This is a genomic window from Ruegeria sp. SAZA006 (assembly GCF_059613465.1).
The window spans coordinates 86,076-102,485 of the sequence record NZ_JBXWSO010000010.1 but is presented as its reverse complement, the minus strand read 5'-3'; the positions used below and the strand labels follow the sequence as shown (position 1 = coordinate 102,485).

The 16,410-nt window shown below is 59.8% G+C and carries 9 protein-coding genes; 4 read left to right on the top strand and 5 right to left on the bottom strand.

Annotated features, from left to right (window positions below):
• The first annotated feature begins 52 nt into the window (after window positions 1–52).
• From AC2FNZ_RS10050 to AC2FNZ_RS10040, 3 genes are all read left to right on the top strand, one after another.
• The gene (locus AC2FNZ_RS10050) at window positions 53–1,948 is read left to right on the top strand and encodes a PAS-domain containing protein (protein ID WP_496833467.1); all 1,896 of its coding nucleotides are present in this window, start codon (window positions 53–55) and stop codon (window positions 1,946–1,948) included.
• On the top strand, window positions 1,948–2,649 hold the full coding sequence (locus AC2FNZ_RS10045; RefSeq protein WP_496833465.1) for a response regulator transcription factor: 702 nt from the start codon (window positions 1,948–1,950) through the stop codon (window positions 2,647–2,649). The genes AC2FNZ_RS10050 and AC2FNZ_RS10045 overlap by 1 nt, the downstream gene beginning before the upstream one ends.
• A 214-nt stretch (window positions 2,650–2,863) precedes the next feature.
• Entirely contained in the window at window positions 2,864–4,630 is a 1,767-nt protein-coding gene (locus tag AC2FNZ_RS10040; protein ID WP_496833463.1) for an ABC transporter ATP-binding protein, read from the top strand.
• Here AC2FNZ_RS10040 and AC2FNZ_RS10035 read toward each other — a convergent pair whose 3' ends face one another.
• The 5 genes from AC2FNZ_RS10035 to AC2FNZ_RS10015 form a co-directional block, all read right to left on the bottom strand.
• A complete protein-coding gene (locus AC2FNZ_RS10035) occupies window positions 4,631–5,941 on the bottom strand; it encodes an HlyD family type I secretion periplasmic adaptor subunit (RefSeq protein ID WP_496840461.1) in 1,311 nt (436 codons plus the stop codon).
• Window positions 5,925–8,072 carry a type I secretion system permease/ATPase gene (locus tag AC2FNZ_RS10030; RefSeq protein ID WP_496840459.1) on the bottom strand — a complete coding sequence of 716 codons (2,148 nt, stop codon included), beginning with the start codon at window positions 8,070–8,072 and terminating at the stop codon, window positions 5,925–5,927. The genes AC2FNZ_RS10035 and AC2FNZ_RS10030 overlap by 17 nt, the downstream gene beginning before the upstream one ends.
• Window positions 8,069–9,220 carry a TolC family protein gene (locus tag AC2FNZ_RS10025; RefSeq protein WP_496840458.1) on the bottom strand — a complete coding sequence of 384 codons (1,152 nt, stop codon included), beginning with the start codon at window positions 9,218–9,220 and terminating at the stop codon, window positions 8,069–8,071. Before AC2FNZ_RS10025 ends, AC2FNZ_RS10030 begins: the two co-directional genes overlap by 4 nt.
• 178 nt (window positions 9,221–9,398) lie before the next feature.
• Window positions 9,399–10,223 (bottom strand): SapC family protein, encoded by an 825-nt coding sequence (locus AC2FNZ_RS10020; RefSeq protein ID WP_496840457.1) that lies wholly within the window; start codon window positions 10,221–10,223, stop codon window positions 9,399–9,401.
• A 63-nt stretch (window positions 10,224–10,286) separates the two neighbouring features.
• A complete protein-coding gene (locus tag AC2FNZ_RS10015; protein ID WP_496840455.1) occupies window positions 10,287–14,105 on the bottom strand; it encodes an Ig-like domain-containing protein in 3,819 nt (1,272 codons plus the stop codon).
• 235 nt (window positions 14,106–14,340) lie between these two features.
• Here AC2FNZ_RS10015 and AC2FNZ_RS10010 point away from each other — a divergent pair, with 235 nt between their 5' ends.
• Window positions 14,341–16,380, top strand: a complete 2,040-nt coding sequence (locus AC2FNZ_RS10010; RefSeq protein ID WP_496840453.1) for a dockerin type I domain-containing protein — start codon at window positions 14,341–14,343, stop codon at window positions 16,378–16,380.
• Window positions 16,381–16,410: the final 30 nt, after the last annotated feature.

The following is a 16,410-nucleotide window of genomic DNA, read 5'->3' as shown; positions in this document are numbered from 1 at the left end:
CCTACACCTGCCTGGAAACTGGTGATAGGCCTGTGCCCAGGGGAGGATCGGCTTGGACATATCCGAACAGCGCATCAAAGAGATGACCACCGCAGGGCTGAACCTGATCGGTCAGGCCCTGTCGATCTATGACGACAAGCTGCGCCTTGTGGTTAGCAACAAACGCTTTCAGGAAATGTTCGACCTGCCCGAAGCCTTGGTGCAGCCGGGCGCGCTGTTCAGCGACACGATCCATTTTCTGGCTAGCCGGGGCGAGTATGGCCACGATCAATCGGTCGATGATCTGGTCAGCGTCCGGGTCGAACAGGCCTTGGCGTTCGAGCCGCACTACATGGAGCGCGTGCGCCCCAACGGCCAGGTGATCTCGATCGAGGGCGCGCCGCTGCCCAACGGTGGCTGGGTCGCCGTCTATACCGACATCACCAGCACCAAGCGGGTCGAAGAGCTGCTGCGCAGCCGGTCTGAGGAGCTGTCGGACCAGTTGCTGGGCCATGCCGAAGAGCTTTCGGCCACCAACCGGCAACTGGCCGCCACGATCAGCGCGCTGGAAGAGGCCAAGCGCCAGCTGACCGAGATCGAAGCGCGCACCCGCATGACCACCGAGATGATGCCGGCCCATATTGCGCATCTGGATGCCGAAGGGCGGTACGACTATTCCAACCGGCGGCTCAGTTCGGTCCTGCCGGGCCGGCCGTCGGACATCCTGGGGCTGCACATCTCGCAGGCGCTCGGCGCGCACGCCTACGAGAGGGTCCGGCCGCATCTGCAACAAGCCTATGACGGGCAGGCCTCGGTGTTCGAATTCACCGAGGATCAGGATTCGCGCCGTATCCGTGTCTCGTTCACGCCCGATGGCACGGGCGGCGTCTATATCATGTCGGTGGACATCACCGAGGAAACTCAGGCCCGCGTGGCCCTGCAGCAGACCCGACGCCGGGCGATGGCCGCGCAGATGACCAGTGGGCTGGCGCATGATTTCTCGAACCTGCTGACCATCATCCTGGGGATGCAGGCCAAGCTGGAAAAGATGGACCTGCCCGAAGACGCCGCCGAGCTTGTCGCGGCAACCCAGCAGACCGCGCGGCGCGGTGGGCAGCTGCTGAACCGCATCGCCGACATGACCGGCAACCGCACCCCGCAGCCGCAGGCCACCGACATGCGCGGCCTGCTCGAGGATCTGCGGGTGCTGGCTTCGCCTTCGCTCCCGCGTGGGGTGGGGCTGTCGGTGGTCAACACCCTGCCGGACGAGGCGTTGATGCTGGACCCGGGCATGGTTCAGGACGCGTTGCTGAACCTGGTGCTGAACGCCCGCGACGCTTGCGGCAGCAGCGGTCAGATCACCATCAGTGCCCATGCGATCGGCCGGATCTGGGTGGAAATCACCGTGTCCGATACCGGTCCGGGGTTTTCGCCGGATGCGCTGGACAAGGCGCTGAACCCGTTTTTCACCACCAAGGGCAGCAAGGGGTCGGGGCTGGGCCTGCCGATGGTTTATGACACGGTGAAGCTTGCAGGCGGAGACCTGCAACTGCGCAACACGCCCTCGGGCGCATCCGTAATGCTGCGGCTGCCCTACCGGCCCGCGCCGCCAGTTCAGTCGGGCTTGGCGCTGCTGGTCGAGGACAGCGACGATCTGCGCCACCAGTTCCGCGACATGCTGGTCGATCTGGGGCTGTCGGTAATCGAGGCGACCTCGGCGAATGAGGCCCTGGTTCTGGCCAACAGCTTGGACGACATATCGGTGATCCTGTCGGACATCCGGCTGGAGGGCGCTGCCACCGGCATTGATCTGATCGAACGACTTGCTCTACCACTTCCGGTGATCCTGATGACCTCGTTGCCCTATGATGATCCGCTGCACCGTCAGGCTCTTGCCAAGGCGCCGGTCCTGCGCAAACCCTTCACCCGCGCGCAATTGTCCGCGCTGATCCGAACCGAGGCCGCCTGATGACCCAACCCCTGGTGACCATTCTGGACGACGAACCCGAAATCCGCCGGATTCTGACTGAGGCGTTGGAGGATGCCGGGTTTCGAACGCAGAGCTTTGCCCGCGCCCGTGAATTTGAGGCGTCACTGAAACGGGTCACGCCGGATGTCTGCTTGGTGGACCTGTCGCTGCCGGATACCGACGGGCTGGCGCTGGTGCACCGGCTGGCACTGGAACAGGGGGCGGCGGTCATCATCATTTCGGGTCGGGCGCAGGTGCAGGACCGGGTGACGGGGCTGGAGTTGGGGGCTGATGACTACATCACCAAACCTTTTGACCCGGCTGAGGTGGTGGCCCGCATCCGCGCCCGTCTGCGTGCGCCCAAGGCACAGCAACACCCTTCGGATGTGGCTCGGTTCAACGGCTGGACCGCCTATTTCGATCGCTATGTGTTGGTGTCCGATACCGGCGCTGAAACACCGTTCAGCCATGCCGAAGGCGAAGTGTTGCGGTTGTTCCTGGAAAGTCCCAAACGCCTGATCAGTCGTGCGCAGATGCAGGAAACACTGGGTGGCGCGGCCGGTGAAAGCTTTGACAGGGCGATGGACGTGCGTATTTCCCGCCTGCGCACGAAGCTCGGCGAAGACCCGAAAAACCCGCGCCTTATCAAGACGATATACGGCGCGGGGTATATCTTTCTGGGGGATGTAGCATGGGATTGACCAATTCCGCGGGCTGGATTTGACTTACGCGACGCCGAACCAAACTACTGGTGAAGCGCTCCTGTTTCTTAGGCTGCCTCTGGAAATCCAGCTGAAGTGACCTTAACTTCTGCCGGCTGCACTTTTGCGGTGCAGTGTTGAAGCGCGTAGTTATGGCAGCTTGCAAACTCTGCGCTGACGCGCAAGAAAGCGTCAGCTTGATTTGGAGACCCTTATGATCAGGAAAACCTGGGCCAAGTGGCGATCCGGCCATATCGGTCGGCTGGTGGGCGACAGCTTGCGGGCGCAAGGCAAGAAATATGCGGTTGCCATGTTTGCCATGATGATCGTTGCCGCGACCACCGCAGGGACGGCTTGGATGATGGAAAACATCGTCGATGCCATGACTTCGCCTGACATGCGGTCTCAGGTTCATATCATCGCGTCAGCAGTAATCGTGCTGTTCCTGGTCAAGGCGCTGGCTTCTTACGTCCAGTCCGTGTTTCTGGCGCGCGCCGGCAACCGCATCATCGCCGAGCAACAGGAGAAGTTATACAAAAAACTGCTTCGGCGTGGAGTGGATTTCTTTTCCAAAAGCGAGTCTTCGGACCTTCTGATGCGTGTGACCCGGGGCGCGGGTGCAGCGCGAACGCTGGTCGACGTGATCGTGACCACGTTCGTTCGGGACGCGCTGACACTCGTGGGTCTCATCTTTGTGATGGTCTATCAGCAGCCTGTGCTTTCGGCGTTGTTTTTCATCGTTGGGCCGGTTGCGCTGCTGAGTGTGCGCTATCTTTTGAAAAGCGTCCGCGCGATCATGCAATCCGAGTTGAGGTCTGTTTCCGAGATCATCCGCGTGCTGCAAGAAACATCCTCAGGGATTAAAATCATCAAGGTTTTCGCACTGGAAGACCGAATGACCGAGCGGATGACCGCAGCCGTGCGCAGCGTCGAAAAGCGATCGAACGAAATTGCCAAACTGCAGTCCATCGCTAGCCCAATGATGGAATTTCTGGCCGGTGTAGCCGTTGCCGGCGTGTTGGTCGTCAGCACAATGGGAATTGCCGGAACTGAACCGCCGACCGCGGGTCAGCTGATGTCCTTTATCACGGCGCTTCTGATGGCCTATGAACCGGCCAAGCGGCTGTCCCGGATGCGGGTGACCATTGAATCCACGTTGGTTCCGATCGAGATGATGTTCGAACTGCTGGATCAGGAAGACCCAATGCGCGAAAGCCCTCAACCGCAAGAGCTGCGGTCCGGTCCGGGCGAGGTGCGCCTGCGGAACGTCACCTTTGGCTACAGCGGTGGTATGCCTGTGATCAATGGAATGAACCTGACCTTCGAGGCCGGAAAGACAACCGCTCTGGTGGGGCAGTCGGGTGGAGGCAAGTCGACCATCTTCGGGCTCATCATGCGATTCTACGATCCTGACCAAGGCTATGTCGAGATCGACGGACAGAATTTGCAGGATGTCAGCTTTGCCTCGTTGCGGCGCAAGATTTCTTATGTTGGCCAGGATACGTTTTTGTTTTCCGCGACGGTCATGGAAAATCTCCGATATGCCCGTCCCGATGCGACCGAGGACGAGATTCGCGATGCGGCCAAAGCCGCGCATGCGCATGACTTCATCATGTCGCTGCCCAAGGGATACAACACCGAAGTCGGAGAGAACGGTGCGTTTCTGTCAGGAGGGCAGAAACAGCGTCTGGCAATTGCCCGCGCCATTCTTCGGAAGGCTGAAATTCTGCTGCTCGACGAAGCCACCAGCGCGTTGGATGCTGAGTCCGAGGCTCTGGTGAAGCAGGCGTTGGACAAGCTGACGGAGAACGTGACCACGATCGTCATCGCTCACCGGCTATCGACCGTGCTTGAGGCAGACAAGATCATGGTTGTCCAGGATGGTCAGGTGATCGAACAGGGCAAGTTGGATGAGTTGATGGAACAGAATGGTAGCTTCCGCCGCCTGTTCGATCAGCAATTCAAGACACCGGCTGCGTGATCAATCCCGTAAAGCCTGGTTTTTTACCTTGAGAACAGGCTGGATGAGATAGTCGAGAACGGTCTTCCTGCCGGCCAGAATGTCAACTTGTGCGATCATTCCCGGAATGATCTCTACCGCCAGTCCAGCGGCGTCCAACAAGGTGCCGCTGGTTCGGATTTCGACCACGAAGACTTCCTCGTCCTGCCGCTCTGACCGTGTAATTGTATCCGCGCCGATGCGAACAATTTCGCCGTCCAGCGCGCCGTATCTGGCAAAATCGTAAGCGGTGATCTTGACCTTGACCTGCTGACCCGCGCGCAGGAATGCGATGTCGTCGGGGCGGACATAGGCTTCGACCAGAAGGTTGTCATCCAGCGGAACGATTTCGACCAGATCCTCGCCGCTGCGGGCCAAGCCGCCCAAGGTCGTGCGGTGGATTCGGTTGACGATGCCCCTGACTGGCGCACGAACCTGCGCGCGCGCCGCGCGGTTCTCCAACGCGGGCAGGGCGGGCTCAAGCGCCGCAAGCTGCGCAGTGGCAATTGCAAGATCGGTCAGTGCGGCGCTGCGAAACCGGCTTTTGGCGGCCGTGATGCGGTCATCGATTTCACTCAGCCCGGTTTCCAGACGGCTTGCAGCGGCCTCGGCCCTTACCTTGCGGCCCTTCCATTCCGCCTCGCTGCGTCGCAGGGCCAGCAGAGTTGTCGCAGGTTCCATCTTGCGGCGGACCAGAGGTTCCATCAAAGCGCGTTCTTCGGACAGGACCTTGAGTGTTTCTTCTGCAGTGACCCGGTCCACCAACCCCTCTTCCAATTCGCGCTGCTTCTGCTCACGTTGGCGTTCCAGAATGGCAATTTCGTCGGCCAACTCCGATTTTCGGCCGAGATACAGAGCCGTTTCCGAGCGAACGACGTCCGGTGCTTGTTGCACAAGCTCGGGCTCGAACCGCAAATCGGATCCGTCAATTTCGGCCTGCAATCGCTTAATACGCGCCCTTAGTCCCAATGCCCGTTGCCGCTCTGTGTCCAACTCGCTGCCGATTTGGGTCGCGTCCAATTCCAGCAGCAAAGCGTTCTTGTCGACGATCTGACCCTCTTGAACATGAACAGCTTGAAGAACCCCAGGTTCGGTTGCTTCGATCACCTGAACGTCGCCTGACGGTACGACGCGACCGTCCGCGCGGACCACGTCGTCCAGTTCGGTGACGAAAGCCCATGCGCCGGCGGTCAGCATGCAGCCCATTATGGCCAGCAGCAATACCGAGCCGCGAAACCCCGAGCCGCCGTTCATCTCGCGGGCCAGTTTTGCAAGGTCAGGATGCCGCGACATTCATGTGCCTCCGCGCGTCTTTGGCTCGGCTGGTGAGAACTGACTTGACGGCGTCAACGCCCACTTTGCCGTTTTCGATCACGATGACCCGGTCGACCAGTTCCAACAGACTGGCCCGATGGGTAACGATGACCATAGTCGTATCCGCAGCCGCTGCCTTCAGCCGCTGAATGATGTTCGCCTCGTTCTTGAGATCCATCGCGCTGGTGGGTTCGTCCAGCAACAGGACGGGCGGCTGCCCGATCAATGCCCGGGCTAGGGCGATGGTCTGGCGTTGCCCGCCCGAGAGCCCCTCGCCACGTTCGGCCAGCATCAGATCGTACCCGCTGGGATGCCGCGATACAAAGTCTTCGACGCCCGAAATGCGCCCGGCCCGGATCAGATCTTCGTCGCGCGGGCGGACGGCACCGGCCGCGATGTTTTCGCGGACCGAGCCCGAAAACAGCCAAATATCTTGCATGACCGACCCAATGTTGCGCCGAAGGTCCCCCGGATCAATCTGGCGGATGTCAATCCCATCCAAAAGAACCGAACCGACACGGGGCTGATACAATCCCAAAAGCAGTCTTGCGATGGTGCTTTTTCCTGATCCGATCCGCCCGAGAATCGCAACTTTCTCCCCCGGTTTGATGTCGAAGGACACGCCTTTCAGTGTGTCCTCATCCTGGTCTGGGTAGGCGAAATACACGTTGTTGAACGTGATACGCCCTTTGAAGTTGGAGCGGCTGATCCAGGTGCGACCCGATGGCCGCTCGCTGTCGGCTTGCATCATTGCGTCAAGGTTCCGGTAAGCACTGCGCGCCTGGTTGAACCGGGTCAGGGTTTGTGACAGCTGACCAAGGGGTGCCAAAGCCCGTCCAGTCAGCATCACTGAGGCGACCAAAGCGCCCATGCTGGTCAGGCCGTCCGCGATCAGAAAAACACCATAAAACACGATCAGAACCTGGGCCGCCTGTTGCGTGAAACCGGTCAGATTCAATGCGAATTGAGTGATGGCACGCGACCGAACACTGTTGCCGGATTGTTGTTCGATCGCCTCTTCCCAGCGTCGCCGCATCGTACCGGCCGCAGTTGTCGTCTTGATCGTTTCCAGACCGGCCAGAGTTTCGATCAGCACGGATTGCTTTGACTGGCCATCAAAAAAACTGCGTTCCGCCAAGCGGGACAAAAGCGGCTGAATGGCGAGCCCGGCGATCAGCACGATTGGTACGGCGAGAGCTGGGATCAGAACCAGCGGCCCGCCGACCATGTAGATCGTAAGCAGAAACAGACCGATGAACGGCAAATCAACCACCATGACCAGCGTAGCTGATGTGAAGAACTCGCGGAGCGTTTCGAACTCACGCACCGTGTTCGCCATGGCGCCGGTCGATCCGGTTCGGGACTTCATCTGGATATTCAGAAGTTGATCAAAAACACGCCGGCCCATCAACATGTCGGCATTCCGACCTGCCCTGTCGATGAAACTGGCGCGCAGGATCTTCAGCACAAAATCAAAAAACAGCGCGATGCCGACACCGATGGTCAGGGCGACCAGAGACTCCACGGCTTCATTTGGCAGAACCCGGTCATAGACGGTCATGATGAAAACCGAGGTTGAAAGCCCCAGGATATTCGTCAAAGCCGCGGCCAGAGCAACCTGCAAGTACGACCAACGATTGGCCACAAGCGCTGATCGGAACCAGTGACGGCTCGGCTGGCTTGGGTTGTTTTTGATTTCCTCGGAGTATGCTCGACGAAACAACATCGCATAGCCGGAATAGACGGCCTCGAGCTGGCATTCATCCATCTCACCAATGCTGTCTCCAAGCTCTGGGTCGTGGATCAACAGACGGCCAGACTTCGAACGGCCATGGTAAACCACGGCCCGATGGTCCTCGAGCAACAGTATCGCCGGTGCGAGGCCGGGATCAAACTCCGACAGGCGGCGCGGCCCGAAGCCCGCCTGCAATCCATGGTCATGGGCCAGTGCGATCGCGTCCTGTACCTTCAACCCACCAGAGACCGAGGATTGGGCTGCCAAAAGGCTGGCTTTGGTCAATGGCCGGCCAAGCTCTGCCGCCACATGCAGCAGACATGCCTCAAAGTTGGTGAGGGGCAGGGATGTAGGAGGCTGGCTGCGTTGGGTCATGGTCTGTTGCCCCATGTTCTGAGCTGGATGCCGAGCAGATCAATGATGTCGCCCGTAAGGCTGAGCGCGGCGTAGTTCGTTAGGAAGAAATTCTGCTCCGCCAGGATCAGGCGCTCCTGTGCGTTCACATAATCGCGCTGCGCGTCCAGGATTTCGATTAAGCTGCTGCGCCCGATCTGGAATTGCTCTTGAGTGGCGGCAACGCTGTCGGCATTTGCGGCAACTGCGATGCGGGCCTCGCGCAGACGCTGGGCGCCGGCCTTTTGGTCGGATCGAATGAAACCTAGCTCGCGCTGGATTTCCCGAACAAGAACCTCGCGGGCAAATTCTGCTTGTTTGACCCGCGCTTCGGCGGCGGCAATTGCCGCCCGCCGTTGACCGGTGCTGTCCAGCTCGTAGTTGACCGACAGGTCTACGCCGAAATTCGCGTCCCTGCTGTCGTCCTCGTTGGCAAATGCCGAAACCCGCACGTCCGGCTGACGCCGCGCGATTGCGGCAGAGCGGTCTGCCTTTGCCGCCAGAACCGCCGCGTCTGCGCGTCGAACCTGCGGGCTGTCCATCACGATGACGGCGTCGCTTCTCGACAGGTTGGGCGCTGGGACAGGGGGATCCAGTTTGTCCGGCGGGGCCCCAAAAATTTCTTGGAATCGCGCATTGGCGCGATCAGCCTGAGCCCGGGAATCCGCCAACTTGGTCCTGGCATCCGCGACCCGAGAACGCGCCGTCAGGACATCGGCAGCGGAGCCGGCCCCTTGCGCGGCGCGGTCGGAGATCTGTTTCTCGATCTCCTCATGGCGGCGGACGTTTTCCCACGCGATTTCAACGATTTTCCGCCGGTCGATGACCAACACATAGGATTCAATTGCGGCAAGGGCCGTCGCGGCTGCCGTTTGAAGCTGATCGCCACGGCTTACGAGCACACGGGCCCGCGCGGCTGCCAAGTCTCCGGCGGCAGCTCCCCCGTCGTATACAAGCTGAGAAACCCGCAGATATGGCGATACGTTCGCAATATCCGAGTCCACCCGTTCCGATCGGGCATTCACACCAAGTGAAACCTGGGGAAGAAAGGCTCCTTCTGCCGCGTCCATATCGGCAAAGGCGGCGTCAACGCCGGTCCCGCTTTGCGCGAGGTTCGGGCTGATTTCCACAGCGCGCCGTATTCTCTGGCCAAATGAACTGCGAGTCAGATGGCCCGACGGCTTTGTCGCACCGGCGCCCGTTGATCCTTCTGAAAAAGCCATCTCAACCGGAGCAAGATCCGGGACCGGCTCACAAGCCGCAGTGAGCAGAGCCACCAAACCGACCAGCAGAGGCAAGATGAGTCGATCAGAGGTAGGCATATTTGGCCTCCACGTCCGACAAGTCTGGTTCCCTGGCAATGGCATCCAAGAACCCCACAAGGTCGGATTCCCTGCCGTTGGAGGGACTGCTGACCACGTTGGGAGAACGCCTCTGGCAATGGTGCATCCAACGAAGATGGTTGAGCGAGACTTGATGAGCGAAAATCAACTGCATCGCACCGCTTGATTGCAGAACTGCTATCTGCGCCGGCCCAAGCTGGTTGAAGCGTCGAAAGTCCACGCTCATCCAACCGTCGGGCAACTCCGCATCCTGAAAACGGGTCAATTCGACGAATAGGCCCAATTCCCTCATTAGCGCGCAGGCACGTCGGGTTACGTTGCGATCAGCCAGAAAGCTCTTGAAGAAGGCCTTCAGGGTTTCCAGTTCAGAGGAGATCAAGCCGTACTTTGCGAAGAACGGGCTGCCGGATTGGTCACAGGACACGAGTCCGGTGGATTCGTCTACGACTAGCTTGCCTGAAGCGGCACACGGTTCCGCTTCACCACCGACCAGTTCGATTGAAAACGGATGGCATCTCAGCAAGGAAGGAACATAGGTGGCCCGCCAGCGTCCTTGGTCCGAAACGAATGGTGTTTCCGAAGAAGCTGTTGTCGCCAGAATAGCATGAGGTGATACTCCGCCCCCCGAGGATCGAAAAGCAATTGGAAAAGAGGCGGCGGCTTCTGAGACTTCCGCACTTACGATCTCGCACTCAAATCTGCAGCGCGCGAAATCGTAGGATGTAAATCTGTGCCACGAGCAATCGGAATGCCTGTCGAAAGTGACGGGTACTGGGCCGTTCTGTGCCATTTATGTCTCCGCTGGTCCGTTAGGAAGGGCCGGGGCGGCCCCACCTTTTCATGCCTGTCAGGATCAACTTGACGCGCCGGTCGGATCGGTATGCAGAATGTTGTCGCTGCTCAGACCACTCAGATCACCCAGGCCGTCAAACTGCGCGACCGCGCTGACCGTGGCGGAGGTTGGGGCGGAATAGTCCACCTTGACCAGCACACTGTCAGTTCCATCGCTGGCCAGTAGATAGATCTCATCTCCGGCGTGAGCCCCGGCAAGCGTTTCGGCGGCGGCTTCCAGAGTACCGGTTGTCAGATCGGTGAGTGTGGTTGCCAGCCCTACAAACCCTGTGTTGGTCGCGATCATGTCGCCAATCGCCAGTGTTTCGACACCTGTTCCATCACCGCGAAGCGATGAGACATCTAACCCGCTGAACATAATGGCGTCGGCCATGTCGGCTTTGGGCCCCAGGGTGAAACCCGTTACGATGTCGGTGCCGTTCTCCGTCGGGTCCGCTTCAAAAACGATAAGATCTCGGCCAGCGCCGGATAGATCGATCACATCGTCACCGTCCCCACCGCGGATGACATCGTCGATACCAGTGGCCGCCAATGTGTCCGCGCCGTCTGTTCCCAATACCCAATGGGTGGGGCCGCCGTCGGGCGTGTTGATCGTCAACTCGATCGGCTTCGTCGGGTCCAACACCGTCATCGTGAACGTTACGACAGGCTGGGTCAGGTCGCTGACGCTTGTCGCGGCGCCGGCAAAACCGATTTCCGCCGCCCCGTTCGGGTTTGCCAGAAACAGATCAAAATCGGTGCTTTCGACCTCGGAACCCGTGTCATAGGTCACGACCGCAGGGTCAAAACCCAAGTTGGCCGTGAAAGCCATCCCGCTGGATGTGTCCCGGTCCGCCTCGGCATGTATTTCGAAAGTTATCGTCGACCCGCTCCGGCCTGCCTCGGAGATGAAATAGGCCGCTGGAACGTGAGCTGTCGCCTGGTCTGTCGTGGGTAGGGGGTTCGGTCCTCCGGCAACCGCCGCTGAAACCGAAAAATCCAAAAGATTACCCGCTGTTGTGCCGGCAAATGCTGTCGCAGGTACGTTCAGGCTCCACGTGCCGTTGCCCGCAACCGTGGCTGTTCCGACAGAGACCGAGTTCAGCATCACCTCAACGGTTTGTCCCGCGGTGAGGCCTATGGATGACCCGCTGACGGTCAGGCCGCTGGATTGCGCGTCACTCAGCAAAACCGCGTCGTTGGTTCCGACCTCATTCAAGGTCAGGATGGGTCGGTAGTCCGTGGTCACCGAGTTCGTTGCTTGAGAAGCGGGGTTGCCAGCCATGTCCGAAACCGATGCGGTGATAGAATAGGTTGTTCCGTCAGAAAGCGCGTTCAGATCAGCTTTAGGAATGGTGGTCGACCAGACCCCACCCGTAGCGGTGGCGGTATAGGTCTGCCCGTTCAGCCCGACAGTAATGGTTTGCCCATCTTCGGCTGTCGTTGTCCCCGATACTGTCAGGTTGCTGTCCTTTTCGGTGACGTCCAGCACGGATCCGGTTTCCAGCGGGTTCATTGAGATGGTAGGCGCGCTGAAATCGGTGTTGAACCCAGTCGAAGTCGTCTGTGTATTTCCGGCTGCGTCGCTGACTGACGCGGAAACCGTGTAGGATTCGGCATCTTGCAGGCCGCTCAGGTCGAGGGGTGAAGCGGTGTAGGTCCACGCGCCACTCGTCACTGTAGCGGTGCCTGAGACATCCACAGTCCCATCCGCTCGTTGAACTTGGATCGAGACGACCGTTCCATCAGGCGCGTCGGAAAAGCCAGAGACCGTCATTCCGCCGGATTGCTCTGCCAGGTTCATGGTGCCCCCGGCCGATACCGTCGAGATTGACAGGGCGGGGGCCGTAAAGTCCGTGTCGAAGCTGCCAGTGGCCTGTGCGGCCGGGTTCCCAGCAAGGTCCGAAACATTGGCGGTCGCGGTGACGGTGGCACCGTCGGAGAGGCCGACCAGATCGGCTGTGGGAATGCTGACACTCCAGTTGCCACCTGAAACGGTGGCGCCGTAGGTTTGACCGTTCATTCCAATGGTCACGACCTGGCCGTCTTCGGCGGTCGTCGTTCCGGATATGCTGAGGTCGGTTCCCTGTTCGACCGCGTTCATGACCGCGCCGTCCGAAAACGTGTCGATGCTTATCGTTGGGGCGGTCGCGTCTTTGGAAACTCCTGCACTCGCCTGTGGGGCCACGAGGCCATCGGCATCCGTCACGTCGGCGGTGATGGTGAAAGTTGCGCCGTCGGCCAGGGCAATCAAATCCGCGTTCGGCACGGTCACGCTCCACGTCCCTCCGGACACAGGGCCCGTGTAGGTCTGACCGTCCAAAGTTACCGTGACTGTCTGGCCATCGGTTACATTCCCGGTTGTGCCGCTGATCGTCAGATCTGCTCCGGCTTCGGCCGCGTTCAAGACCGCACCGACGGGCAGAGGCGAAATAGAGATAGACGGTCCGCTCAGGTCCACGGGCACCGAAACCGCAGCAGGCGTGGCCGGGTTTCCGGCGGCATCGCTGATCGTGGCACTGATGTTGATGGGGCTACCGGTGACCAGAACGCCGAGGTCGGCTGTGGGAACTGTCACACTCCAAACACCGCCTGAAGCGGTTCCGCTGTAGGTCTGGCCATTGAAAGTCAGCACAACCGGTTGGCCATCTTCGCCGGTCGTCGTGCCGGTAATCGTCAGGTCCGATCCGACGTCCACAAGGTCGATCTGGCCGCCTGCGACAGGGTCTATTGTTATGGCTGGAGCGAAAAAGTCAGTATCAAAGCTGTTGGTGGCTTGAGCCGCGGGATTGCCTGCGCGATCCACCACATCAGCGGTCACATTGACGGTCGCACCATCGGGCAGAGACGCCAGATCGGCGGCCGGAACCGTGACGCTCCAAGTGCCGCCGGACACCGTTGCGGTATAGATCTGACCGTTCAACCCCACAGTCACCATCTGACCATTTTCCGCATCGGTCGTACCACGGATTTCCAGATCTGACGCGCTCTCGGCCGCATTCATGACCGCCCCGTGGGAAAATCCTGTTATCGCGATGGCCGGAGCGATGGTGTCGATGTTGAACGTGGCTGTTTCGACAGCGATCTCACCTCCGGCGCCATCCAGGTGCCGGATCGTCACGGATGTGACCCCCTGAGGCAACCCTGCCGCCTCGATTTGGCTCAGCGAAACGCTCCAACTGCCGTCCGGCCCCGCTGATACGGTTTTGGTGACCGACCCGATGGTTACTTCGACCGAAACGGTGCCATCAGGTGCTGACGCCTTGGCGGTGGTGCTGTTGAGCGAATTTCCCTGCAACTGGGACAGGTTCAGACTGGACGGGCGCGGCGATTCCGCGGGTGTCGCGGCATCTTCGCCGCCACCGCCGCCAGCGGCGGCCGCGCCGGCCAGACCCAAACCACCCAGCACCGCGCCTGCGGCTCCCATACCGCCACCACCAGCTGCCGCTGCTCCGGCGGCTTCTGCGGCCACTGCAAGCTGCGCGACTTCAACGGCCACATCTTCGGCGATCATGATCGACCCGTTGTCCAGAACGTGCACGTTTTCCGCGGAAACCAGGACTGTGCGACCGTCCAAAAGCTTCAGTTGAACGTCGCCGTTTGGCAGCAGTTTGACCGACTTGACACCGGGCAGGACATCGGCAAACTGAAATGTGCTCAACTCCTTCTCAGTGGCTTGGGCCAGCGCGGGCAAGGCCAGCAAGGCAGAGGCCAAACCACCGCCGACTCCCGATCCGGCCCATCGGCGCAGACGCGCTTTGATCCATTTGCGGACATGCTTCTCATGCCCTGCATCTGGTGAGTCCTTCTGGATGGAGACTTCGTGCGAAACAGGTTTCATCGTCATCATGTCCTCACAATCGGTGGCCGCGGATACCCGCGCGACAAGAACGAAGAAGCCAAGTTCTGTTCTTCTTTCCTGCTGCCGAGTTATTCATGCGGTCGGACCTTGAAAAATTGAGTTAATCTGGAGCCGAATTCCTCGTTTTCACCACAATTTCGTTCTCGTCTTTGCCTTGGCACCGCGTCACCCTCGAAAGGACTGCCAGCGATGGCATTGGGGGTGATCTGAATTGATGCTTCAGTTCGAAAGAGTGGTTGCAACGGGGAGTCCGGCGCTCGATTCTGGTATCGGCGATACGGCTTTAAAAACGTTTAACGGTGTTACGTATCTGTACAGCACGACCCGGGCTGGCGGCGGCATCGTTGTCTGGCAGCTTGTGGACGGCGGGGCTCCGCAATTCCACGACGATCAGTATTTCAGCGGCACCATATCGTTGCAGGTCGGCAGCCTTGGTGCTCTGGTCGCATTGGGCGCAAGCGATCTGTTGGCACTGGACGTCGATACCGCCACGGGCCTTGTTGGATACGAGTTGAATACGGATGGCACGATCGGGGCGCTGCAAGAAACGGCGGCGATTCCCGGAGGCGGTGATGTCACAGCATTGGTCCAATACTCGGTGGGTGCGGTCGACTACCTGACGGTGGCCCATCAGGACAGCGGGCTCATCGGCACCTACGTGGTGAACTCGAATGGTGCACTCAGTCATGTCGGCTCGGTCGCGGGCAATGCCGGGACGATGCAGACCGCGGCCGTGGGCAGCAACCAGTATGTCGTCACTGCCAATGCCACTGACAATACGATCCGGGTGTTCAACGCCGATCAGGGAAGCGGGACGCTGATCGAAGTTGACAACACGACAACCCAAACGCTTGGGATCAGTTCTCCGACAGCGTTGGAAACCGTTGATGCGTATGGACACACGTGGGTTCTAGTGGCCGGGTCCAGCAGCAACTCCATCAGTGTGATAGAGCTGCGCGCAGACGGAACACTGGTTCCAAAGGATCATGCGTTGGACACGTTGGGCACCCGTTTTGGCGCAGTTCAGGACATGAAGGTCGTCGAAGTCGATGGACGCGTCTTTGTCATCGCCGGCGGCGGAGATAACGGAGTGACCCTGCTGACAATGACCCCTGATGGCAAGCTGATCTACTTGGACAGCTTTGCGGATACGCTGGATAGCGGTCTTCAGAATGTTGAGACAATCGAGGTGGCCCATGTTGGGGACGACCTTCAGATCTTTGTGGCATCGCAGCAGGATGCAGGGCTAACCCAGCTGACAGTGTCTTTGGACTCCTTGGGCAATGTCATCGAGGGGAATGGAATCGTAACCGGAACCGCTCAGGACGACATGCTGAGCGCCGGCGTTCTGGACACTAATCTGCAGGGCGGTGCCGGTGACGACATTCTGATTGCCGGTCGCAGTGAAACCACCATGCAGGGTGGTTCCGGCGCGGACATCTTCGTTATGCGGTTCGGCAGTGGATTGACGACGATCACGGATTTCGAGGCCGGAACCGATCGGTTGGATCTGTTCGACTACCCGATGTTGCGCAACCCCGGGCAGCTGACCGTGACGTCAACGGCACAAGGGGCTCGGATTGAGTTCATGGATGAGACTGTTGAGCTTTTTTCGGCCGACGGCGGCACACTCACTAGCGCCGAAATCTTCGGGTCCGGTTTCGAGGGGCCGGATCACATCCCTGTTGACTTTGGCGTGCTCACGGGGCCCGAGGCCTCGGCCGGTGTGACGGGTCCAGTCACGGTAGATTCTTCCGGTTCAAACCCCGCGCTGAGCGCTGCTGAGATCGTGTTCACGCCAGTTGGAAACAGCCCGATATCGGTACGGGCCGACGATCAGGGCCAATTCGATCTTGACCTGCCATCAGGTTCGTTGCCGGGTCACGTGGACATCATCAAGTCCTATTCCCATGCCAGCGGAGAGATCACGGCCCTGGATGCGCTGCAGGTTTTGCGGATAGCGGTCGGTTTGGGACCAACCTGGGGACCCGCAGCCCCCGAAAACCTGATCGCGGCCGATATCACCCGGGATGGCACCGTCAATGCACTGGATGCCCTGGCGATCCTGCAGGTTGCCGTTGGGTTGCCCACCGCACACGAGCCGGAATGGGTCTATCTGGACCAGAACGCCGATCTTTCCTCAATCACGCCCACGAATGTCGACTATCAAACCGGCGCTGCGGTTACCGCCCTGGATGGGATGTTCAGTGTGGACATGACGTCGATCCTGCTTGGGAATCTCGAAGCGGTGTGAACTGGCTATTCGCGGAACGCAAAAGGTATC

Bases quoted from the DNA above. Each gene is read 5' to 3' on its own strand.
- AC2FNZ_RS10045 (WP_496833465.1), top strand. From the start codon at position 1,948: ATGACCCAACCCCTGGTGACCATTCTGGACGACGAACCCGAAATCCGC.
- AC2FNZ_RS10040 (WP_496833463.1), top strand. From the start codon at position 2,864: ATGATCAGGAAAACCTGGGCCAAGTGGCGATCCGGCCATATCGGTCGG.
- AC2FNZ_RS10035 (WP_496840461.1), bottom strand. From the start codon at position 5,941: ATGTCGCGGCATCCTGACCTTGCAAAACTGGCCCGCGAGATGAACGGC.
- AC2FNZ_RS10030 (WP_496840459.1), bottom strand. From the start codon at position 8,072: ATGACCCAACGCAGCCAGCCTCCTACATCCCTGCCCCTCACCAACTTT.
- AC2FNZ_RS10020 (WP_496840457.1), bottom strand. From the start codon at position 10,223: ATGGCACAGAACGGCCCAGTACCCGTCACTTTCGACAGGCATTCCGAT.
- AC2FNZ_RS10015 (WP_496840455.1), bottom strand. From the start codon at position 14,105: ATGAAACCTGTTTCGCACGAAGTCTCCATCCAGAAGGACTCACCAGAT.
- AC2FNZ_RS10010 (WP_496840453.1), top strand. From the start codon at position 14,341: ATGCTTCAGTTCGAAAGAGTGGTTGCAACGGGGAGTCCGGCGCTCGAT.